Genomic DNA, 19,328 nt, shown 5'->3' with positions numbered 1-19,328 from the left:
ATCTGGAAAACCCTTCAGACGCGGAAGGGAACACCATGTATCACGAGACGATCGGAGCAGAAGCTGTCGAGGGCTATGGTCCCATGGCCTTTACGGTGCGCATGATGAAGGCCGTTGCCGGGACAGGCGAACTCCCGACCAGCCGGGCCGCAGGGATCGGGGAGGCGTTGCGCGCCTTGGCGATAGCCCGCGAACATGTCCATGGCCTGGTCCCCGACGAGATCGTCGCGCGCGCGCTGGCCCACAACCGCGAGATCATCCAGTTCGTCGAGGCTCCGGGTGCGCGACCCGACTGCCAGGCGTTCCTGGCTTTCCTGCCGCTCACAGCTCAGGGCGCCAAAGCGCTTGTGGAAGGGCGGTTCAATGCCAGCGATCCCGACCTGTCGCTGGTCTGCCGGCCGGGCGAACAGCCGAGCGCCATCTACATCTGGCTCATCTTCGCGCCGCACGCGCTTGTTCCCGCGCTCCGCGCGCTCGCCCCCCTGCTGGGCCGGCTCGCCCCCAAGAGTTGCCCGCTCTTCGCGCGGGCAGCGACAGGTCACACTGCCCGGCTGTTTCCGCGGATGGGTTTCGCCCCGGCGCGTAGCTACTACGAGGCGGCCGGCGCCGACCTGCTCGTGCTGCCGCCGCGGTCGGGCTGCCCCGCCTTTGAGGTGACACCGGCCGACAAGGCGCCGGGACAGATTGCGGTGCGGGTCGCGCGCACGATGGAGGACATGATGAAGTGCTTCTCGGTGCGGGCGGCAACCTACATGTCGGAGCAGGAGTGCCCGTTCGACGAGGAATTCGACGGCAATGACTTTTGCGCCACCCATTTCATTGGAGAGATCGACGGCGAGCCGGCCGGTTGTCTCCGGGTGCGCTACTTCGCAGACTTCGTCAAATTGGAGCGCCTTGCCGTACGGCAGGAATTTCGCACGTCGCGGCTGTCGTTCCGGCTGGTGCGCGAAGCGCTGACCTATTGCCGGCGCAAGGGGTATAGCCGCGCCTATGGTCACTCGCGCAGCGACCTGACGCGTTTCTGGGGGCTCTTCGGGTTCAAGGCTATTCCGGGCCGACCGAGCTTCGTTTTCTCCGACGTCGAATATGTCGAGTTGGAGGCAGCGCTTGCGCCGCAGGATGCGCGATTGGACATCGGCGAAGATCCTTATGTGCTGATCCGCCCCGAAGGCGAGTGGGACCGGCCCGGACCGCTCGACCGCTCGAGGTGCCGCGCGCCATCGCGTCAACCCGGCCCTCGGCCGAACCGGCGCCGCGAGAAGAGCGATCATCCCCAATTGCAGTCCGGAGGAGCGGCCGCATGAGCGAGGAGGCCTCCGAACATCACGGTAGAGACAGGTTCGTTGGTGACGATGGCGGCGACAGTCGGGCTGATCCGGCCCTGGAGCCGCAGCCGGAGGCCTTCACGGCGTTAAACCAGACGCCGGGGACGCCTCCGCCCGGCGCCGAACTGGCGGCCTGGCTGTTCATGGCGCGCCGCTTGCGCGAAGAGGTACTGGGCGCGCACCTCTTCTCCGATCCCGCTTGGGACATCCTGCTCGACGTCTATGCGGCCGATGCGCGGGGAGAGAAGATCCAGATCAGCAGCCTGTCGCCGATGAGCAATGTCCCGTCCAGCACCGCGCGGCGCTGGGCGCACAAGCTGATCGAGCTGGGCCTGCTCGAGCGCGAGCGTGACGAACGGGATAACAGGCTGACCTACATTCGGCTGAGCGGTGAGGGGCGTCGTCGCATCATGACCTTCATCGGCCGCCTGATGGCGAAAGGGCCGCCGCCGCCGATCATGCGCTAGCTCTCCTGCGCCCCGCCTGTCCGTTGCATTCGCCGAATTCGGCCGCGAAGCGCTGTAACCGAACTGGCGCGAAGCGACGATCGGGGCGGAGGAGAGGGAAGGGGCGCAGCGATCGAGCCGGATCGCAGCTCACGCTTCGCGCGCTGAACGGCGCGTTCGATATAGGCGGCGCCGTTGCTGTCGCCGCGATCCATCTGGTCGAGCAGGCGTAGTGCTTCCTCAAGCCGCCGGATGACGGCGATCAATTGCCTATGCGTTTGTGAGCCTGCCTTCATCCCGTGCTTGTCACCAATTTCCGCGATCGGCGGAGTGTCCCGATGCCCCCGCGTGGGACGCGGGAGCCGGGGCTGGTAACATGACAAGAGACATGCGCCTGCGCTTTTAGCCGCAAGCGACCTGGACATATGCACAGGCACCCCGGCGGATAGCTCCACCGAGGACATCGCTCTTGTCGGGATTACCAGTCCCGGCGCTGCACTTTACAGCGCGAGGCGGGTACTAGCACAGGCAGGGGGGCCGGCCAAGCGAGGGCGATAGCGCATCGAAGATCGCGATCGGAGCCGGGCGGATCACGGTTCAAGCTGCGCATCGCGGAAATCACCGGCATTGTTGCTCGCATTGTCACGAACGTGCAGACTGGCACCCGCAAGGAACGGCCGAGCGAGCTCCTCGGACTCGCGGGCCTCAGGAGGCTTCGACCATGCATGGCTGCGCGCTCGTGAAGAAACTGTCGTTCGGCCTGGCGACGGCGTTGGCCTGCGCGGCGCCGGCATGGGCGGTGCCGTTGGACGGGCTCAAGGGACAAGGCCTGAACGCGATCTACGGAAGCTATGCGCCGCGCGGCGACTGCACCGCCGAGCCGCGGCTTTCCATCGACGATAGCGGGTTCACATTTCGCGCCAACGGCCGTGTCGTAAAGTCGGTTCGGGTCGAGCAAGCGCTGAGCTACCTGGGGCCCGATTATCGCGGCATCAGCCTTGTCTTCTTTCCCTTTCCGGTGAGCGATGATGATTTCGGCCCGGTCGTGATGATGGTCAATGATGGCGAAAGACGAGGGGTCATTCGTCTGGAGGCGGACTTTGCGCCCGGCCGGCGTGCCGATCCGTTCCAAGTGGCACTGACCCGGTTCTCGCCCTACTCCCGGTGCGCGGCCGCCAAGCGCTAGCCTATCAACAGGCAGTCTACCACCAGCGGGCGCGGCGACCGCCCGACTTTACGTTATCTACCAACGACCTGCATTGCTTGGTCTTTCCGCATATGACCTCGCCGACTATCAGGCTGCTCGAAAAAAACGAGCAAAACCGGCTGTCGGCGAACCTCAGCCGGTCGCGCATGTCCACCTTGGTTCATGCCGGCACACGCGCTATGAGACGCATGGGCCGGGGCCAGGTGAATCGCGCGAACCGTACGGATCTTGCAGCTTACGCCAGCGACTCGGTCGCGTGATGGGGTGAGCTTCGGGGTGGAATGGCTAGCGAGATACAAAAGCACCTCTGGGCGGATCTGGCGAATGCGCCAGATGGGCCAGGCGTTTATGCGTGGTACTATAGCCCGGAGATTACCGACTTCGACCTCGACCGCACCATCGAGGCTGCTCGATCCGCATCCGATAGGGTTGAGGCTGAGCGCGTGATCAGAGCGATGCTCGACGGACGCCTCTTTCACTATTTCAGGGAAGAGCCCTACACGGCAGCCTTGAGCGGTCCGCTAAAACCGACCTATGTCGGGTCGCTCGAACACGATACGGCTGCGTCAAGTAGCTTGGTCAGCCGACTGGCGGCTGAACCCGATCGCTTGCGCACCATTCGCGATGTCCTCGCGCTCTCGGCGCCGATGTTCGCGAGCCCGCTTTATATCGGCATGGCAACGGTACTCAGGGGGCGCCTCGCCCGCCACAAAGAGCTGATCGAACGCTTTCGCTCGGTCGTGCCGCGGGACGGTCAAGTGAGCCGAAACTCCGATGCCGGCTTTGCCTGGCAGGTCGCGAAGCGTAAGATCCCGCCCGAGCGCTTGTTCGTATTCACCTGCTCGACCACGAGCGACGACGGCACGGCCGTCGACATAGAAAATATCCTGAACCGCATCTGCTATCCGATCCTGGGAAGAAACTGACATGAGTCTTGGCCTAAGCGTATCTTCTGCTCTCAACCTCACTTTGTCAGGTTCTGTCGGCACTTTCAGTGTGGGCACCGGCCAAGGCGATCAGAAGACGGTGGAAGTGAAATACTTCCTGACCCATGTCGGCTTGAATTTCGGCAGCGGGGCGAACGAAGAGGTTTTGAAGCATCTCGCACCGGTGCGCGAGATTTTTCCTACCGCCGACTTGGAATTCGATGAGATCATGCAGCGCGATATCGACGATGCGCGCGTTTCGTCCGAGCTGGTGCCCTACCTCCTCGATCATCGCTCTCGCGACCTGGTGAAGCTGTTTCCACCAATTATCGTTGTGGTCATGCCAGTGCAGGAGCTCGATAATCGGCCGGCCGACTACTATCCCAAGGTCGAAGCCGAAACGCGGCAGATGTCAGATCACGTGCTGGAGATCACTCGTTCCGGTCCGGTCGGACAAGAGCTGTTCGAGTTCCAGCAGCCTCGTCAAGGCGATGTGCTGTTCGAGCATGACCTGGTAAAATTGAGGCTCAATACCAACCGCTCGAAGCTGGTGATCGTTGACGGGCAGCACCGCGCAATGGCGTTGCTCGCGATCTATCGCAACCTGAAGCAAGACTGGTCGGACTCGATGCGAGCTCCGTACAAGGACTACTATGAGGAATGGACGCCGAACTACATTCGTCAGTTCACGCTCAACAATATCAGCCTGCCGGTGATGTTCTGCACCTTTCCTGCGCTCGATGAGACCTATGGCGGCGGCTACAATGTCAAGATGGCGGCACGTTCGATCTTCTTGACGCTCAACAAGACGGCCCGTCAGGTTTCCGCGTCGCGTAACCGCCTGCTCGATGATAATGACCTGATCGCACTCGTGTTGCGCGACACCCTTTCGACGATCAAGAAGAAGGACTCGCGTTCCAGCGCCTCGCTTCGGATCACGAACGTGGAACTCGACCAGGCGCATGACCGGGTGAAGATCGACAGCCCGATCGCCATGACCGGCGTCAACCACATCTACTATTTCATAGAGCATATCCTGCTCAACAAGCGGGACGAGGACATCAACGGTGCGAAGCCCCGTTCAGGCAAGTTCTACAAGCGAACCGAGCTGCAGAGTGCTGGTGCGCTTGAGCGGCTTGACGGACGCAATGTGCTTGGCGCGGACGTCGCCGACGCGACGACCCGCGACTTCTACACGCCGGAAGCCGGGGAAAAGCTCACCGAGCAATTTCGCGAGCGTTTCGGCAAGCATATCGTCGCCGTTTTCGAGAAGTTTCAGCCTTTCGAGGCGCACGCCAGCGCAGTGCTTTGGCTCGAGCAGCAGCTACTTGCCCAGTCGAACACCAAGCTGCGGCCTATCTTGTTCGAGGGTCAGGGTATCGGCCGGACATTTTCCGCGCATCAGGAAAACCTAGCCGACAAGCTGCGTTCGGGCGAATTTGGATCGGAAGCGACCAAGATCCAGGAGATTGCGGATCGGCTCAAGGCGACGCAGAAACTCGTGCAGGATTTCGTCCAGAAATTGCGCCACCAGCGGGCCGAACGTTTCCTGGCGAATGTATCCGATAAGCGTGCGCTACGCCTCGAGGACAACAGCTATCAACCTAAGGTGCTCGATTTCGTCAACGACCTCTACGACAACGTTCTCACGACCGTCGCTTTCCAGTCCGCTCTGATCGCGGGCTTCTTCGGGGAGATCGAACGGTGCAATCTCAAGCGCGCCAAGGATAATGCGCCAGCCATCGATCTGCAGGCAGCGTTCGATGGCTACCTAGCGGAATTGAACGCATTCTTCTCGCCCGCGAAGTCGGCCGATGTTCGCCGGCTCATCGAGCTGTTCGTCGGCACGCCAGAAGGCGAGATACGCGAGTGGAAGGTCGCACCATCCGCGTCGACGTTCCGCCGCGTGGTCTACCGTGGCGAGATGCAGCCCGACCAGTGGCCTAAGTATAAGTACCTTCTCCTAGAAATCTGGCGCGCTGAGGGTACCGATCTTGCGGACTCATTGCGGCAGGAGCGGGATAAGTGCCGCACCCAGATCTTCAACTCCCTGTTGGAGGAATATCGGAAGGAATTCTTGGAGCGAAATTTGAAACGCGAGGAGAATTTGACCGCGCAAGATCGCACTGAGATCACCAACAGTGCTTATGATGCCTTCCGCAATTTCCTGAAGAACGTGGGGTGGCGCTACCAAGACGTGCCCACCAAGACGGCGCTGATGGAATCGCCGAAGGTGGAGGACGCCACCGAGGCGCCGCCGGCTGAAGAGACTTGGGAGTCGGTTGAGACCGCCGAAGAGGCGGAATGACCCGTCAGCCGATCTATCTGGACGGCTTCTCCACGACGCCCCTGGCGCCCGAGGCACTCGCAGCCATGCAGGCTGCCTGGGCTGGGCCCGGGAACGCGTCATCGCCTCATGCAGCGGGACAGCGGGCGCTGGCTATCCTTGATCGCGGCCGCAAGCAGGTGGCCGACCTTATTGGTTGTTCGGCCGGTGAAGTGATCTTCACCTCCGGCGCGACAGAAGCGAACAACCTTGCGCTTCGAGGAATAGCGGAATGGGGTCGCCGCGGCGGGTCTGAGCGCCGGCGGGTGGTGGTAAGCGCGATCGAACACAAGGCCGTGCTTGAGGCAGCCAAGCGCCTCGTTCTGGATCGATTTGAGGTTGTCGTCGCCCCTGTTGACCGAGCAGGCGTCATCGACCTTACACGCTTGGAAGCCCTTGTTGACGACGAAACATTGCTCGTCTCCGTCATGCTCGTGAACAACGAGACTGGCGTCGTGCAGCCTATTCGCGAGGTTGCGCAAATCTGCCGGAGCCGCGGTGTGCTGCTGCACAGCGACGGCGCCCAAGGTGTGGGCAAGCGGCCGGTGAACGTCTTTGACTTGGGTGTCGACTACCTCAGCATTTCGGCACACAAGCTGTATGGCCCGATGGGTGTCGGTGCGCTCTACGTCGCTTCAGATGCGCCCAAGCCGGTTGCGCAGGTTTTCGGAGGAGGCCACGAGCGGGGCATGCGCGCCGGCACCGAGCCTGTGCCTCTTGTTGCGGGCTTTGGTGCGGCTGCTGAGGTAGCGCGGTCTTGCCTGGAGGCGGACAGCGAGAGATCAGCTATGTTGAAAGATGCGTTCGTCCAGGCGCTGAGCGCTGCCGGCGTATCATACAACTTTGTCACTGAGCGGGCGCCAGTGATAGACGGCGGCCTTGCTCTTTCTTTCCCTTCAACAAGCGGGGATGACCTAGCTGGTCGAGTCTCCAAAAGGCTGTGCATATCGACTGGATCGGCCTGTAATTCTGGCCAAGTTACTTTCTCCCACGTCTTGCAGGCTATGGGAATAGATGGTGACGTATCTCAATCTGTTGTTCGCTTCTTCTTTGGAAGAATGAACACGATCGAGGAAGTACGTTCTGCCGCACTGATCATCGCGGAAGCGGTGAATGAAGCGCGAACGCCACTGGACGAGAGCGCCAGTGAGCGCTACGGTGTGGGTCATGAAGCATGCGCTTACCGACCCTGAGACCCGCGGCCAATTTGCCGGTCATGAGACATTCCCGCTGCGCCTGCTGTGGCTGAAGAAAGCCTACAATGAGGTGGCGAACGGTGCCCCATCTGGAACATTCCACGAACAGTCCGCGATTGCAAGGTTTGGCGTTGGCCGGAATATGGCGGTTTCGATGCGGTATTGGGCTCTGGCGACCGGTTTCGCTCAAGAACGCGATCGCATTATCGAGCCTACGGCACTTGGTCATGCGGTCTTGGCCGACGACGGTTTCGATCCCTTCATGGAGCGGCCCGCAACGGTTTGGCTAGCTCACTGGGGCGTTGCCGCTACGCCTGAATGGACGAGCACCGCCTACTTTGCTTTCAATGGCTTGGCTTCCATCGAATTTGATGCGGCCAATTTGGTGGACGAGCTCATGCAGTTGGTGCGTGAACGTGGCTGGCGCGCGACCCAGAATACATTAAAGCGGGACGTTGAAGTTTTCCTGCGAAGCTATGTGCGGCGCGAGGGTGTGTCGACCGACGACGCGGCAGAGCCTCTGCTTGCTGAGCTCGGGCTGATCCGGGAAGCGCGGATGGGGGGCTGGTTCGAATTCGTGCGCGGACCTAAACCGAGCTTGCCTGATGGCGTTTTCGCGTACGCGCTGCACGACTTCTGGCAACGCTCCGGCGCTGCGGCGGCAATCACTGCAGAGCAGGTTTGTTACGCGCCAGGCTCCCCCGGTCGGGTCTTCAAGCTCGACGAAGATAGTGTGATCACGCGGTTGATGCGGATGGAGGCTGTGACGCACGGCGCATGGCGTTGGACCGACACAGCCGGGCTTCGCCAGCTGCAGAGTGTCGATACCCCCGAGCCCGCTGCTCTTATTGCTGCAGGCTATGGACATCGCGATGCATTGCGGAGGGCAGCATGACCCCGCTTGCTGGCACGGTCACCATCAACAGGCGCTTCGCGCGATCGGCACGCCTCGACGCCGATCTACAGGGCACGCCCCCGTTCGTCGGCTATGTCTTGCAGGCGAGCGTTGCCAAGTCCCTTGCCACGATGGCGTCGAGCCATCTTGAAGCGGGACAGGGCGCGTTCACTTGGACGGGTCCCTATGGTGGAGGGAAGTCGAGCGCAGCGTTGCTCGTCGCCAATCTCATCGCCGGTGAGCCCGCCAACCGCAAGATTGCACGCAAGATTGCTGGCCGCGAGTTGACAAGCATCTACGACCGCGCGTTCCCGACAAGCAGGGGCGAGTGGGCTGTCATAGCTGTCACCGGAAGTCGCGCTGAGCTGCGGCAGTCGATCGTCGATGCTGCCGCGACCAAGCTCAGATGGACCAAAGCCGTCGTTACGCGTGCCGCAGCCAGTAACGAGGGTCTGATTGACGCTCTTTCGGCGTCCGCCAGTTCCAAGTTCGGTGGCGTGGTCTTGATCCTGGACGAGCTCGGCAAGCTACTAGAATATGAGGCGTCGAGCGGCGGCGATATACACCTGCTGCAAGACCTTGCCGAACGCAGTTCCCGCAGCGATGGACGCCTCGTCGTCATCGGCATCTTGCACCAAGCTTTCGAGCAGTATGCCGCGCGGGTCTCGCGCGGCGCGCGTCAGGAATGGGCGAAGGTGCAAGGGCGCTTTCAAGACGTGCCGTTCCTCGCCGGGGCCGACGAGTCGGTCGCCCTGCTCGCTCAGGCAATCACCGCAGAACGACGCCCTGGATCAGCTGACGATCTTGCGATGCAAGTTGCCGAGGCGGTGTCGCGCCGGAAGCCGACGAACACGGATCTTTTGGCCGAAACCTTGGCCGACACATGGCCGCTCAACCCGGTCACGTCGCTACTGCTAGGCCCAGTGTCACGGCAGCGGTTCGCTCAGAATGAACGCTCAGTATTCGGCTTCCTAAGCTCTGCTGAGCCCGCTGGCTTTCAGGAGTTCCTGGCCTCGACCGAAGGCGATGCGACGTATGGGCCCGACCGGCTCTGGGATTATCTCGTCGCGAATTTTGGAATGGCGCTCACTGCCGGCTCTGACGGCAACCGCTTCAGTCTTGCCTTCGAAGCTGTCGAACGTGCGGCGGCGAAGGGATCGCCTGCCCATGTGCGGCTCACGAAGGCTGCGGCGACGATCGAGTTCTTCCGCAACGGCTCAGGGCTCGCCGTTGCCGACGATTTCCTGCGGGCGTCGGTGCCCGACGTGGCGACTGAAATCGTCGACAGGACAGTCGCCGATCTCGTCGATTGGGCAGTCCTGATCAGGCAGCCGCGGCTCGGTGGCTATGCGCTGTTTGCTGGCAGCGACTTCGACCTGGAAGACGCTATCGGACGTGCTGTCGCGCCGTTGTCCAGCGAGCAAATGGAAATCTTGCCGCAGCGCGCAGGGCTGGGCTTCGCCGCGGCGAAACGCCATTATTTCCGCACTGGCGCGCTGCGCACATTCGAAATCATTCTTCAGCAGCTCGGCGACGGCGACGCCCCTGAGGCGATCGCATCCCGACTAGCAGCCCGGCGGATCAAAGGCGCTGGCATGCTTGTCCTGATGATCAGCGACGGAACCCTTAGCGGAGCCGATGTAGACAGCCGCTGCAAGAGCGTCGCCAAGGTGCTGAAAAAAAAGGGCGTTGTCGCGGCCGTCGGTGGAGCCGGAGACAGCTTCGCTCTTCGCACAAGTGCCGCGGAGGTGTTTGCCGTCGAGCGGGTCTTCCGGGATCATCCCCAGCTTGAGGGCGACAGAATTGCGCGGAGGGAACTGGCGGCACGGCAAGCCGCCACAACGGACACTTTGCATCGCGAGCTTGAGGGAGCCCTGAACAATGCGCGCTGGAGTATTGCGCCGGGCCCGACGCTGACTCTCAAGGAGCCTGTCTCGATCGTGGCCAGCGCGCTCGCTGACGCGGCGTATCCCCATGCGCCGCTTCTTCGGAGCGAGTTGCTCCAGCGTGATCGTCCTTCATCGAGTGCGATGGCCGCAGTTCGAGAACTTTGCCATGCCATGGTCGCGCGGGCAGACCAGGAGAATCTCGGCTTCGTCGGCTATCCGGCAGAGATGGGTCTCTACCTGACAGTGCTTGCCCCGTTCGGACTACATCGGGTCGGTTCGGACGGATCGTTTGGCTTCCATGCGCCCGATGACAGCGAGGACGGATCAAGCCTTGCCCCTGTTTGGTCGGTCCTGGGCGACGCAACCGAGGCGCAGCTCGATAAGGTTTACGCAAGGTGGGCCGAGCCTCCTTACGGCCTGAAAGCGGGGGTCATGCCGGTTCTGGCGTTGGCAGCGCTGCTCGCGATGCGCGACGATCTTGCCGTGTACCTTGACGGCGTGTTCCAGACCTCGCTGGATGACGTCTTCGTCGACAAATTGCTGCAGCGGCCGGGAGAGATTAGGGTTCGGCGCATTGATCGTAATGTGCGGGAAGCTGCGTTTCTCGATGAGCTTGCGCGCCGGTTCCAACTTGGATCTGTCGCTAGCTCGCTCCCTGTCGCCCAAGCCTTGTTTCAACGGTACGAGAACCTGACCACTTTCGCTCAGCGGACAGACCGGATTGACGCGATGGCCAAGGAAGTGCGCCGGGTTGTTCTGCGCGCGCGCGATCCCGAGCTGCTGCTTTTCCAAGACCTGCCTGCGGCGCTTGGCGAGGAGCCGAACGCGCAGCGCGTAATCGATGCACTCGACGAAGTCGAGCGCGCCTATCCTGCGCTGTTGAACGAGCTGAGAGAAGCACTCGCACGGGCGCTTGCCGTAGACCCGGAGACCTTCGCGGGGCTTCGGGAACGAGCTGCGGCGGTCAAGGACCTGACCAATGACTTCGCTTTCGAAGGCTTCGCAATGCGAGCCGCGGCGTTCGAAGATGGAGATGGCGATATCGAGGGTGTGGCGAGCGTCCTCGTTCACAAGCCGGCGCGGAGTTGGTCTGACAGAGACCGGGAGCAGGCTTTGGTTCAGATGGCCCGCTATGGGCAGCAGTTCCGTGAACTCGAGGCACTGGCGGTGGTCCGCGACCGCCGCACCAACACCGAGGCCCTCGCGCTTGTTGTAGGCGTGGATCCGAACACGCCGCCTTTGCATCGCTCGTTTATCCTCACTGAAGAGGAACGCCGGGCAGCTGCCAGCTTGGCCGACCGACTGCTCGGAACATTGCGCCGCAACGATTGCCTCGACCGTGTGCAACTCGCCGCCTTGGCGAGAGCCGTAGCAACGGTGGCTGCAGAACAAGAGCGGGAAATCGCATGAAGGCCGAGCGTCATATCCTCGGAATTTCGGGGGGTCGCGACAGCGCAGCCCTTGCAGTGCATATGCGGGCGACGCGCCCCGAACTGCCGATTGAGTATTTCTTCACCGACACGGGCAAGGAGCTGCCGGAGGTCTATATCTTCCTCGATCGGCTTGAAGGTTTCCTGGGCAAGCCGATCCGGCGCCTCAACCCCGATCGCGACTTCGACTTCTGGTTGGCCGAGTATGGCAACTTCCTGCCTTCGCCGCGAACCCGGTGGTGCACGCGCCAGCTCAAGCTGCGGCCGCTAGAACATTGGATTCGTCCGGATTTGGAAGCCGGAACGATCATCCACTCTTACGTGGCCATTCGCGCCGATGAGCCGACGCGGGAGGGCTATCAGGCTACGCACGAGAATATGCGTGTTCACCTCCCCTTGAGAGATGCGGGGATCGACAAAGCCGGCGTGATAGACGTGCTGCGCCAGGCTGACGTTGGAGAGCCTGGCTACTATGATTGGCGCTCGAGATCGGGATGCACGTTTTGCTTTTTCCAGCAGAAGATTGAGTGGGTCCGACTAGCGGAAAGACATCCCGATGCGTTCGCCGAGGCTGTCCGGTACGAAAAAACGGCGCTTAAGGACGGAAGCCCCTTCACCTGGAGCCAGGGTGAAAGCCTCACTGAGCTCGTTCAACCTGAGCGGGTAGAGGCTATCCAGGCAGATTACGCTAGGCGCTTAGAGCGCTTGCGGGCGCGGCGGCCGCGTAATCCTCTGTCGGCTCGCGTGCCTGAGACGGATGATGACGTCTATGGTGTCGACGAAGCCGAGGGCGGCTGCGTCATCTGCCACAAGTAGGGCCTGTCGTCAGCCGCTGCGCTAGCCCCTCGGCCGGTGCGGCAGCCAGCCAGCCTGCGCTTGTGGGATTTGCGGTTCCTAGAGGTCGAGCATGCTTCGGATCGTGCTTCCCCACCGGTTCTGTTCGAGGTCGTGGTGACACGCCTCGAAGAGGAGACCCGGATCGGCAAAGGCGGGACCCTGGCGGCGCAGCTGTCGCGGCTCGACCTGATCGTGCTTGACGAGCTCGGTTATCTGCCGTTCGCCCGCTCGGGAGGGCAGTTGCTGTTCCACCTCATCAGCAAGCTTTATGAGCGCACCAGCGTCATCATCACCACGAACCTCGCCTTCGGTGAATGGCCGACCGTGTTCGGCGATCCCAAGATGACCACGGCGCTGCTCGACCGCGTCACCCACCACTGCGATATCGTCGAGACGGGCAACGACAGCTGGCGCTTCAAAAACCGCAGCTGACAGCCACCTTCGGCGCCTTCAAAAATCTATCTTGCGCTGCGCGCGCCTCCGGTCGGGCTACGCCCGCCCTCCGCCGCACGCAGCGCAAGGCCATCTTCAACAAACCAACATCATATCCGAAAAGGGGTCCCTCTTCGACGCCGATCGGGGGTCCCTTTTGAACGCCGTTTGACATGGTAGAGGTGCCCGCTGGCGGGCGGGATGCGGGCATTGCCTTGCAGGCCTACCGCGAAGAGACGAAGGGCGACCTGTTGGTCATGGGCGCCTTTGGCCACTCGCGCGCGCGGGAATTCGTGCTTGGCGGCGCGACACGGTCCGTTCTCGACCATCCCAGTTGCCCGGTCCTGCTGGCTCACTGATCGTTCACGCCGCATCGGCGCGGTTGGCCGGTTTAGGCTTTAGCGGAGTGTGGCCAGCAGCCGATCGACGTCGACAGTGGCGAAGCTGACGAAAGAGTCGGCGAGGCCATAGGGCAGCAGCAAGGTCCGCTCATGTAGGAGAGCCCCGCAGCTGTAGACCACGTTCGGGACGTAGCCGTCCCGATCCTTTGGGTCAGTGGTGATCAATGGGGACGTGGAGCGTCCCAGCACGAGGGCAGGATTTTGCTTGTCGAGAAGACAGGCGCCAAGGCTGTAGTTACGAACAGGCCCGACGCCATGGGTGATCACGAGCCAACCTTCGTCGAGTTCGATCGGCGACCCGCAATTGCCGAGCTGCACAAATTCCCACGGGAAGCAGGGCCGCAGGATGGTCGCTCCATCCGTCCAATTGTAGAGGTCATTGGACCGAAGCAGCCAGATGCTTTCGTGATCGAGGCGCGCGAGAGCGGCATAGTGCCCGGCAATGCGCCTCGGGAAAATCGCAATTCCTTTGGTGTCGGATACATCGGTGCGCAGCGCGCTCAATTCAAAGCTTTGAAAATCGGTGGTCCGCAGCAGTTCCTGGCGGACGGTCTCGCCCCCGGCTGCGGTATAGGTCCCCAGGTAGAAGCTGTAGCCATTCTCCTCCTCGAAGCGAGTAAGCCGCAGATCTTCAAGGCCATGCCTCTGACGGAAGGTCACGGGGAAAATAACCAGCGATGAGATGTCCGGGAAGCTTCCGCAGGTCAGGCGGACCCCGGGATCGTCAGCCTCTCCGCCCGGCAGCGGCTCGACCCGCGGCGGAGTCGAAATGGCGCTGACCGGATCGAGCTCCACATGCGAGCCGTCGAAATGTCCGGTCCGGAAAGTGATGGACGAGAGATGACCTTCTCCGACAGCGCGGAGCGAGAGCAGGAAGCGGGACGCTCCGGCGACCTTCGCCGCCTCGGGGTGCGGCACGATGCTCGGATTGAAAAGGGCGGCGGATTCGTACGAATATTCAGCGCTCATATAGGCGCCGATGAGGAGCATCTGATCCTTCGTCAGTCCGGGGGAGGGGATTGCAGGGGGGCAGACAAGGTCGTTGCACCGCCGCAGCAGCACCTGCTCGACGTCGCCGTGACGCCCGGCAAGACTGGCGAGGATGCGCTCAAGCTCGGAGCGGCATGTCTGTGCGTCAAGTGCGACGATCCGCTCGATGATGCGGCCGATCCTGGATCGCAGCGCAGGATCGGGCACGGTCGGATCGTCGCCCGGGACGAACGGCCGAATGACGACCCGCGAGGGATCTGCGCGCAAGGTGGGCCCGAGTTCGCGGACAAGGCTGTGGTTGATCAACTCGAATCCCCGCTTCGATGAAGACCAAGCCGGGCCTGCTGCGGATGCAGGCGGAGGACGGCAGGTCTGGAGTGCTGCAGGCCGTAACGCGCGATCGGCAATTCCGCTTCCCCGGGTCTCGCATCTCTACGCTGCAAGTTGTACCCTGCTGCAACGCAACAACAACTCGAGATTGCGAGAAGGCGATGGCTGACGACGGTTTGATGGCTACGGACTTCTGGAACACCTTCGTGGAAACCCAGCTTGCGGCTGCTGCACCAAGCATATCGATCGTATCGGAACTCGTTTCCAGTGCCCAGGGAGCGGCAGGGCAGTTCGTACAGCAATGTCAGCGCGACGCGTTGAGGTTGGCGTCGCGGCGTCTCGAAGCAGACATGACGCTGGTGGGCGAACTGGGCACCGCGCAGTCACCCGGAGATATTGTTGCCGCCTTGACGTGACCCCCTGGTTTCCACCAGCGGGGATTAGAGCCCGGCAGCTTTGTTGCGCATGAGCGCGGGTTGAGCAATGGCCTGCGCAGCGGAGCCCGTAGGGCGTAGCGAAGCAGGCCATTGCTTATCTAGTTCAGCGGCGAACGCCGCTGGGGTTTCGTATCCAAGGGCTGAGTGCGGTCGCTCCCGGTTGTAGTCGTCGGCCCAGGCGGCGATCGCCACGCGAGCATGGTCCAGGCTGAGGAACAGGGTCTCGTTGAGCAGTTCGTCGCGCATGCGACCGTTGAAGCTCTCGACGTAGCCGTTCTGCATCGGCTTGCCCGGAGCGATGTAGTGCCACTCGACGCCGATCTCCCCGCACCAGGCGAGGACCGCGTTCGAGGTCAGCTCGGTGCCGTTGTCGCTGACGATAATGCCGGGCTTGCCGCGCTCGGCGATGAGGTCGGTTAGCTCGCGCACGACCCTGCGCCCCGATATCGACGTATCCGGCACCGCACGCAGGCACTCGCGGGTCACATCGTCGACGATGTTGAGCACCCGGAACCGGCGTCCCGACGCCATCTGATCGTGCACGAAGTCCAGGCTCCATCGCTGGTTGGGCAACGCCAGCACAGGCGCCGGCGCCCGCGCACCAATGGCGCGGCGACGGTTCCTTCGTCGTCGGACCGCCAGCTTCTCCTCGCGGTAGAGCCGCTGGGTCTTCTTGCGGTTGATCACCACGCCCTCCCGCCGCAGCAGGATGTGCAGCCGGCGATAGCCGAACCGGCGGCGCTGCTGCGCCAGCTCGCGCAGCTTCGACCGAAGATCGGCATCATCATCCCGCTGCGACCGGTAGCGCATGCTCTTCCGATCAGCGCCGATGACACGACACGCCCGCCGCTCACTCATCCCCAGGGCTGCCTGGAGACGAGCGACCGCCTCTCGCTTGGCAGCGGGGGTCACCAATTTTTTGCGAGGAGGTCCTTCAGGCCTGCGTTGTCCAGCATCGCATCGGCCAACAACCGCTTCAGCTTGGCGTTCTCGTCCTCCAGCGCGCGCAGCCGCCGCGCCTCGGACACCTCCAGGCCGCCATACTTGGCCTTCCAGTTGTAGATCGTCGCTTCCGACACGCCGTGGCGCCGGGCCAGCTCGCCGGTCTTCGCACCGGCCTCGGCTTCCTTCAGCACCGCAATGATCTGCTCTTCCGTGAACCTCGATCGCTTCATCGTCCGTCCTTCCTTCAGGGCCGGACTCTAATCACACTTGGAGGAAAATCAGGGGGTCACGTCAGCCTGGACGGATTTCCTCAGCCAAGCGGCCTTCGACTATTCAGGGGCGATCGGCAGGATGATGAAGCTCGAAATCGACGAAGCCGCCCTGGTCACAAATGCGGTCACCGGAGACGACCTTCGCGACATCGGTCTCTCCGCGCAGCTGGTCGCCTGACGTACGCAGAGGAGCAGCGCTCTCGCGTTACCTACCGGATAGCGCACCCGTCTGCAGCCGAGTTCAAGTGTTGGTCATGAAGGGATCAGGGCGGCGATAGCGCCTTTGCGTCAGCGCGATCGCACAAAGGCCTCCGCCGGCAACCGCGAAGCTCAAGCCGAGCGTCGCCGAGAATAGCCTCACAAATTCCGGTGCTTCGCCAAAGACGGCGATCACCAGCATGGCAAACGGCGCGCCAGCCAGGAGCAACAACCCCAAGGCGAGATCGACGAAACCGCGCAGGAGAAGCCATATCCAGTTCGCCATGGGCGTAAGGCGCGACTGAAACGCGACGTCGATCGACAGCAAGGCGCGGAGGAGGAACCAGATCATGACGAACGGCGCCAGCGGGTAGAGGCCATGCCACGGTCCGCCCACGAAGAGGGCGCCGAGCACGAGCGTGAGAGCGCCCGACCCGAAGGTGATCCGTCCCACCCAGCTGTGGCGTCCGGTCCATGAGAGCAGAAGCTCGGATAGGCCACCGGCGAGCAACAGCCAGCCGACAAGCTTTGGGAGTGCATCGACGTGCAGGAGCGGCAGAGCGAAAGCTCCGGCGGCGAGCAGGAGCTTGAACAGGCCGCATCCCAGGGTCAGCTGCCATGGGGCGACGTGGAAGGGCCGATGCATCGCTTTCAGCACTCGCCCGTGCAAGCCTCAAGCGCGTCCTGGTCGAGAATGACGATTGCCCGGCGCGAGGGTGTCGTGATGATGCCGTCGTCCCGCAGACGCGTGATCTGCCGGCTGACCGTCTCGATCGTGAGGCCGAGCAGATCGGCCATGTCCTGGCGGCTGAGAGGCAGTTCGAAGCGAAGCGGTCCATCGCTCTTGTCGCTGGAGTGGCGCTTGGCGATGTGCAGAAGGAAAATCGCGACGCGCTCGCCGGCGCTCTTGCGCGCCAGCATCATCATCCATTGTCTGGCCCTGTCGAGATCGGTCAGGGTCCTTTCCAGTAGGCCGTGCTCCAGGGGCTGGTGATCTTGCGCGAAAGTGTCGAACGCCGAGCGCGAGAAGGTGCAGACACGCGAGTCGGTGAGGGCGATGACGGAATGCATGCTCGTCGCGCCGAACGGACGTCCGATAAAATCGCTGGGCAGCACGATACCGAGCGTCTGGTCGCGGCCATCGGCGCTCGAGACCGACAATTTGAGCGCGCCTTCGAGCACGTTGCCGACAAGGAGCGACTCGTCGCCCTGCCATACAAGCGCCTGCCCCTTCTTGACGATTTGATGCCGCCCCAGCCGATTGAGCTCTTCCAGGCTTTCCTCGGGCAAGGAATGGCAGATCGCCTTGTCGCGAACAGCGCATTGCGTACAGGCGTTCATGGTCTCTCCGCGCGTTGGCCGGTGGGTGCACGGTTCCTATCCGCGGCCCCGGGGCGGAGACATTAGTAGTTTACCTAAGGGAGGATCGGGTCACACGGCCGAGCTGAACCTCCTGCTGTCAGGTTGGCGGTAGGCGTCGAAAGTTGCCGCGATAGTGCGTGCATAAGGGAGCGCGGAAGGGGCGATGGAGAGCGTGTCGCCCTCCCAGCACACCAGGCCGCGGTCGAGGAACGGCGCGAGGCGATCGTGAGCGGGCAAGAGGAGATCAGCCGGCACACTCGCTTTCCCCTGGCAGAGCAGCTGCTCGATGACCTCGCCGCGAAGACGATCGTCAGCATTCCGGCGGATGCCTCGATTGCCGGTCAGGCGCTGCTGCGAAAGCATCATGCGATAGCGGCCTGCGTTCTTTTCGTTTTGGATGAGGAGGTCGGGGAAGCTGCTTATGGCAGACGCGCCAAGACCAATCACCACAGGAGCGTCATCGTCGGTGAACCCCTGAAAATTGCGCGACAGCCGGCTTTCGCGGGTCGCCTGCGCCAGGCCGTCGTGCGGCAGCGCGAAATGATCGAAGCCCACAGCCTCATAGCCGCTCCTCGTGAGCAGCTCATGTCCCTGCGAGGCCATTCGAAACCGCATCGCCTGATCGGGCAGCGCGTCCGCATCGATCCGCCGTTGACGGGCGATCAAATGCGGGACGTGCGCATAACCGAACAGCGCTATCCGATCGGCGCCTAGCTCGACCGCTTTGGCGAGAGAGTCCGCGAGGTCCTTCTCGGATTGTCCGGGCAAGCCGTACATGAGGTCATAGTTGAGGGAAGTAACGCCCGCCTCGCGCAGCATCGATGTGCACCGCTCGATGTCCTGTAGCGGCTGAATCCGCCCGATTGCCTCCTGGAGGCGCGGATCGAAAGTCTGCACGCCCAGGCTCGCATTGCTGATCCGCGTGCCCGCGATCGCCTGCGCCCACGCAGAGGTCAAAGTGCGTGGGTCCAGTTCGATCGAGACGACGGGCTTCTCGAGCCGAAAACTGTCCGTGAGCGAGAGGAACAGGCGAACGAAATCGGTAGCCGTGATCGCATTGGGGCTGCCGCCGCCGAAGGACAGGCGGCGGACCGTTGCGGTCTTCGGCAGCATCCGGCCGACCAGCGCGATTTCGCTATGCAAAGCCTCCAGATAGCTGGCCAGCCGCTGCCGGCGATTTGCACGGCCCGTGTTGCACCCGCAGTACCAGCATATCGTTTCGCAAAAGGGGATATGGACGTAAAGCGAGACATCGCCGTCTGTTCTCGAAAGGGCAGAGGCGAAATCCTGCTCCCCCACATCGTTGCCGAACTCGGCTGCTGTGGGATAGCTTGTATAGCGCGGGACCGGGGTCGCCAGCAGGTCTGGATGGTAAGGCCACATGGTGCGATCTTGCTGCGCCAAGCAGCCTGTTTCATTGAGGAGCATCAAAAATCTGGCCAATTGCCCGTGGCTTTCAGTTTTACGTGGCAGGGCAGCTCTCG

Annotated in this window: 16 protein-coding genes and 1 pseudogene; 12 read left to right on the top strand and 5 right to left on the bottom strand. The window is 62.5% G+C overall.

The window, feature by feature from the left end; translation table 11 throughout:
* Window positions 1–35: 35 nt before the first annotated feature.
* The 11 genes and pseudogenes from CG471_RS13720 (at window position 36) to CG471_RS30990 (ending at window position 13,268) form a co-directional block, all read left to right on the top strand.
* On the top strand, window positions 36–1,304 hold the full coding sequence (locus tag CG471_RS13720; RefSeq protein ID WP_257211538.1) for a GNAT family N-acetyltransferase: 1,269 nt from the start codon (window positions 36–38) through the stop codon (window positions 1,302–1,304).
* The gene (locus CG471_RS13715) at window positions 1,301–1,792 is read left to right on the top strand and encodes a MarR family transcriptional regulator (protein ID WP_099232198.1); all 492 of its coding nucleotides are present in this window, start codon (window positions 1,301–1,303) and stop codon (window positions 1,790–1,792) included. The genes CG471_RS13720 and CG471_RS13715 overlap by 4 nt, the downstream gene beginning before the upstream one ends.
* Window positions 1,793–2,510: 718 nt before the next feature.
* Window positions 2,511–2,957: a hypothetical protein gene (locus tag CG471_RS13710; RefSeq protein ID WP_180275704.1), complete on the top strand. Its 447-nt coding sequence runs from the start codon at window positions 2,511–2,513 to the stop codon at window positions 2,955–2,957.
* Between the two features lie 302 nt (window positions 2,958–3,259).
* On the top strand, window positions 3,260–3,904 hold the full coding sequence (locus tag CG471_RS13705; RefSeq protein ID WP_099232196.1) for a hypothetical protein: 645 nt from the start codon (window positions 3,260–3,262) through the stop codon (window positions 3,902–3,904).
* A gap of 1 nt (window position 3,905) precedes the next feature.
* Window positions 3,906–6,212 (top strand): DNA sulfur modification protein DndB, encoded by a 2,307-nt coding sequence (locus tag CG471_RS13700; RefSeq protein ID WP_099232195.1) that lies wholly within the window; start codon window positions 3,906–3,908, stop codon window positions 6,210–6,212.
* Window positions 6,209–7,423: a cysteine desulfurase family protein gene (locus tag CG471_RS13695; protein WP_099232194.1), complete on the top strand. Its 1,215-nt coding sequence runs from the start codon at window positions 6,209–6,211 to the stop codon at window positions 7,421–7,423. Before CG471_RS13700 ends, CG471_RS13695 begins: the two co-directional genes overlap by 4 nt.
* The gene (locus CG471_RS13690) at window positions 7,398–8,321 is read left to right on the top strand and encodes a DUF4007 family protein (protein ID WP_099232207.1); all 924 of its coding nucleotides are present in this window, start codon (window positions 7,398–7,400) and stop codon (window positions 8,319–8,321) included. Before CG471_RS13695 ends, CG471_RS13690 begins: the two co-directional genes overlap by 26 nt.
* Window positions 8,318–11,620 carry an ATP-binding protein gene (locus CG471_RS13685; protein WP_099232193.1) on the top strand — a complete coding sequence of 1,101 codons (3,303 nt, stop codon included), beginning with the start codon at window positions 8,318–8,320 and terminating at the stop codon, window positions 11,618–11,620. Before CG471_RS13690 ends, CG471_RS13685 begins: the two co-directional genes overlap by 4 nt.
* Window positions 11,617–12,456, top strand: a complete 840-nt coding sequence (locus tag CG471_RS13680; RefSeq protein WP_021224291.1) for a phosphoadenosine phosphosulfate reductase family protein — start codon at window positions 11,617–11,619, stop codon at window positions 12,454–12,456. The genes CG471_RS13685 and CG471_RS13680 overlap by 4 nt, the downstream gene beginning before the upstream one ends.
* Before the next feature lie 132 nt (window positions 12,457–12,588).
* A pseudogene (locus tag CG471_RS13675) lies at window positions 12,589–12,909 on the top strand (ATP-binding protein); the annotation flags it as partial.
* Between the two features lie 173 nt (window positions 12,910–13,082).
* A complete protein-coding gene (locus CG471_RS30990) occupies window positions 13,083–13,268 on the top strand; it encodes a universal stress protein (RefSeq protein ID WP_257211537.1) in 186 nt (61 codons plus the stop codon).
* A gap of 39 nt (window positions 13,269–13,307) precedes the next feature.
* On the opposite strand, the gene CG471_RS13665 is transcribed toward CG471_RS30990, so the two are convergent.
* Complete coding sequence (locus CG471_RS13665; protein WP_021227185.1) at window positions 13,308–14,606, bottom strand: glycoside hydrolase family 130 protein; 1,299 nt, start codon at window positions 14,604–14,606, stop codon at window positions 13,308–13,310.
* 17 nt (window positions 14,607–14,623) lie between these two features.
* On the opposite strand from CG471_RS13665, the gene CG471_RS13660 reads away from it, so the two are divergent.
* The gene (locus tag CG471_RS13660) at window positions 14,624–15,046 is read left to right on the top strand and encodes a hypothetical protein (protein ID WP_180275703.1); all 423 of its coding nucleotides are present in this window, start codon (window positions 14,624–14,626) and stop codon (window positions 15,044–15,046) included.
* Window positions 15,047–15,070: 24 nt separating this feature from the next.
* Here the strand turns inward: CG471_RS13660 and CG471_RS13655 are convergent.
* The 4 genes from CG471_RS13655 to hemN form a co-directional block, all read right to left on the bottom strand.
* Window positions 15,071–16,242 (bottom strand): IS3 family transposase gene (locus tag CG471_RS13655; RefSeq protein ID WP_099232192.1). Its coding sequence is split into 2 segments (ribosomal slippage): window positions 15,071–15,990 and window positions 15,990–16,242, totalling 1,173 coding nucleotides; the frame shifts between segments, so codons are not numbered across the junction.
* A 283-nt stretch (window positions 16,243–16,525) separates the two neighbouring features.
* Complete coding sequence (locus tag CG471_RS13645) at window positions 16,526–17,140, bottom strand: DUF308 domain-containing protein (protein ID WP_021227183.1); 615 nt, start codon at window positions 17,138–17,140, stop codon at window positions 16,526–16,528.
* Window positions 17,134–17,823 carry a Crp/Fnr family transcriptional regulator gene (locus CG471_RS13640; RefSeq protein WP_021227182.1) on the bottom strand — a complete coding sequence of 230 codons (690 nt, stop codon included), beginning with the start codon at window positions 17,821–17,823 and terminating at the stop codon, window positions 17,134–17,136. Before CG471_RS13640 ends, CG471_RS13645 begins: the two co-directional genes overlap by 7 nt.
* A gap of 90 nt (window positions 17,824–17,913) precedes the next feature.
* Window positions 17,914–19,227, bottom strand: a complete 1,314-nt coding sequence (gene hemN / locus CG471_RS13635; protein WP_099232190.1) for an oxygen-independent coproporphyrinogen III oxidase — start codon at window positions 19,225–19,227, stop codon at window positions 17,914–17,916.
* Window positions 19,228–19,328 lie beyond the last annotated feature (101 nt).

The organism is Sphingobium sp. IP1, from assembly GCF_002708645.1.
GTDB classification, from domain to species: Bacteria; Pseudomonadota; Alphaproteobacteria; order Sphingomonadales; family Sphingomonadaceae; genus Sphingobium; species Sphingobium yanoikuyae.
The sequence above is the reverse complement of the archived record's forward strand: the minus strand, read 5'-3'. Positions and strand labels throughout refer to the sequence as shown.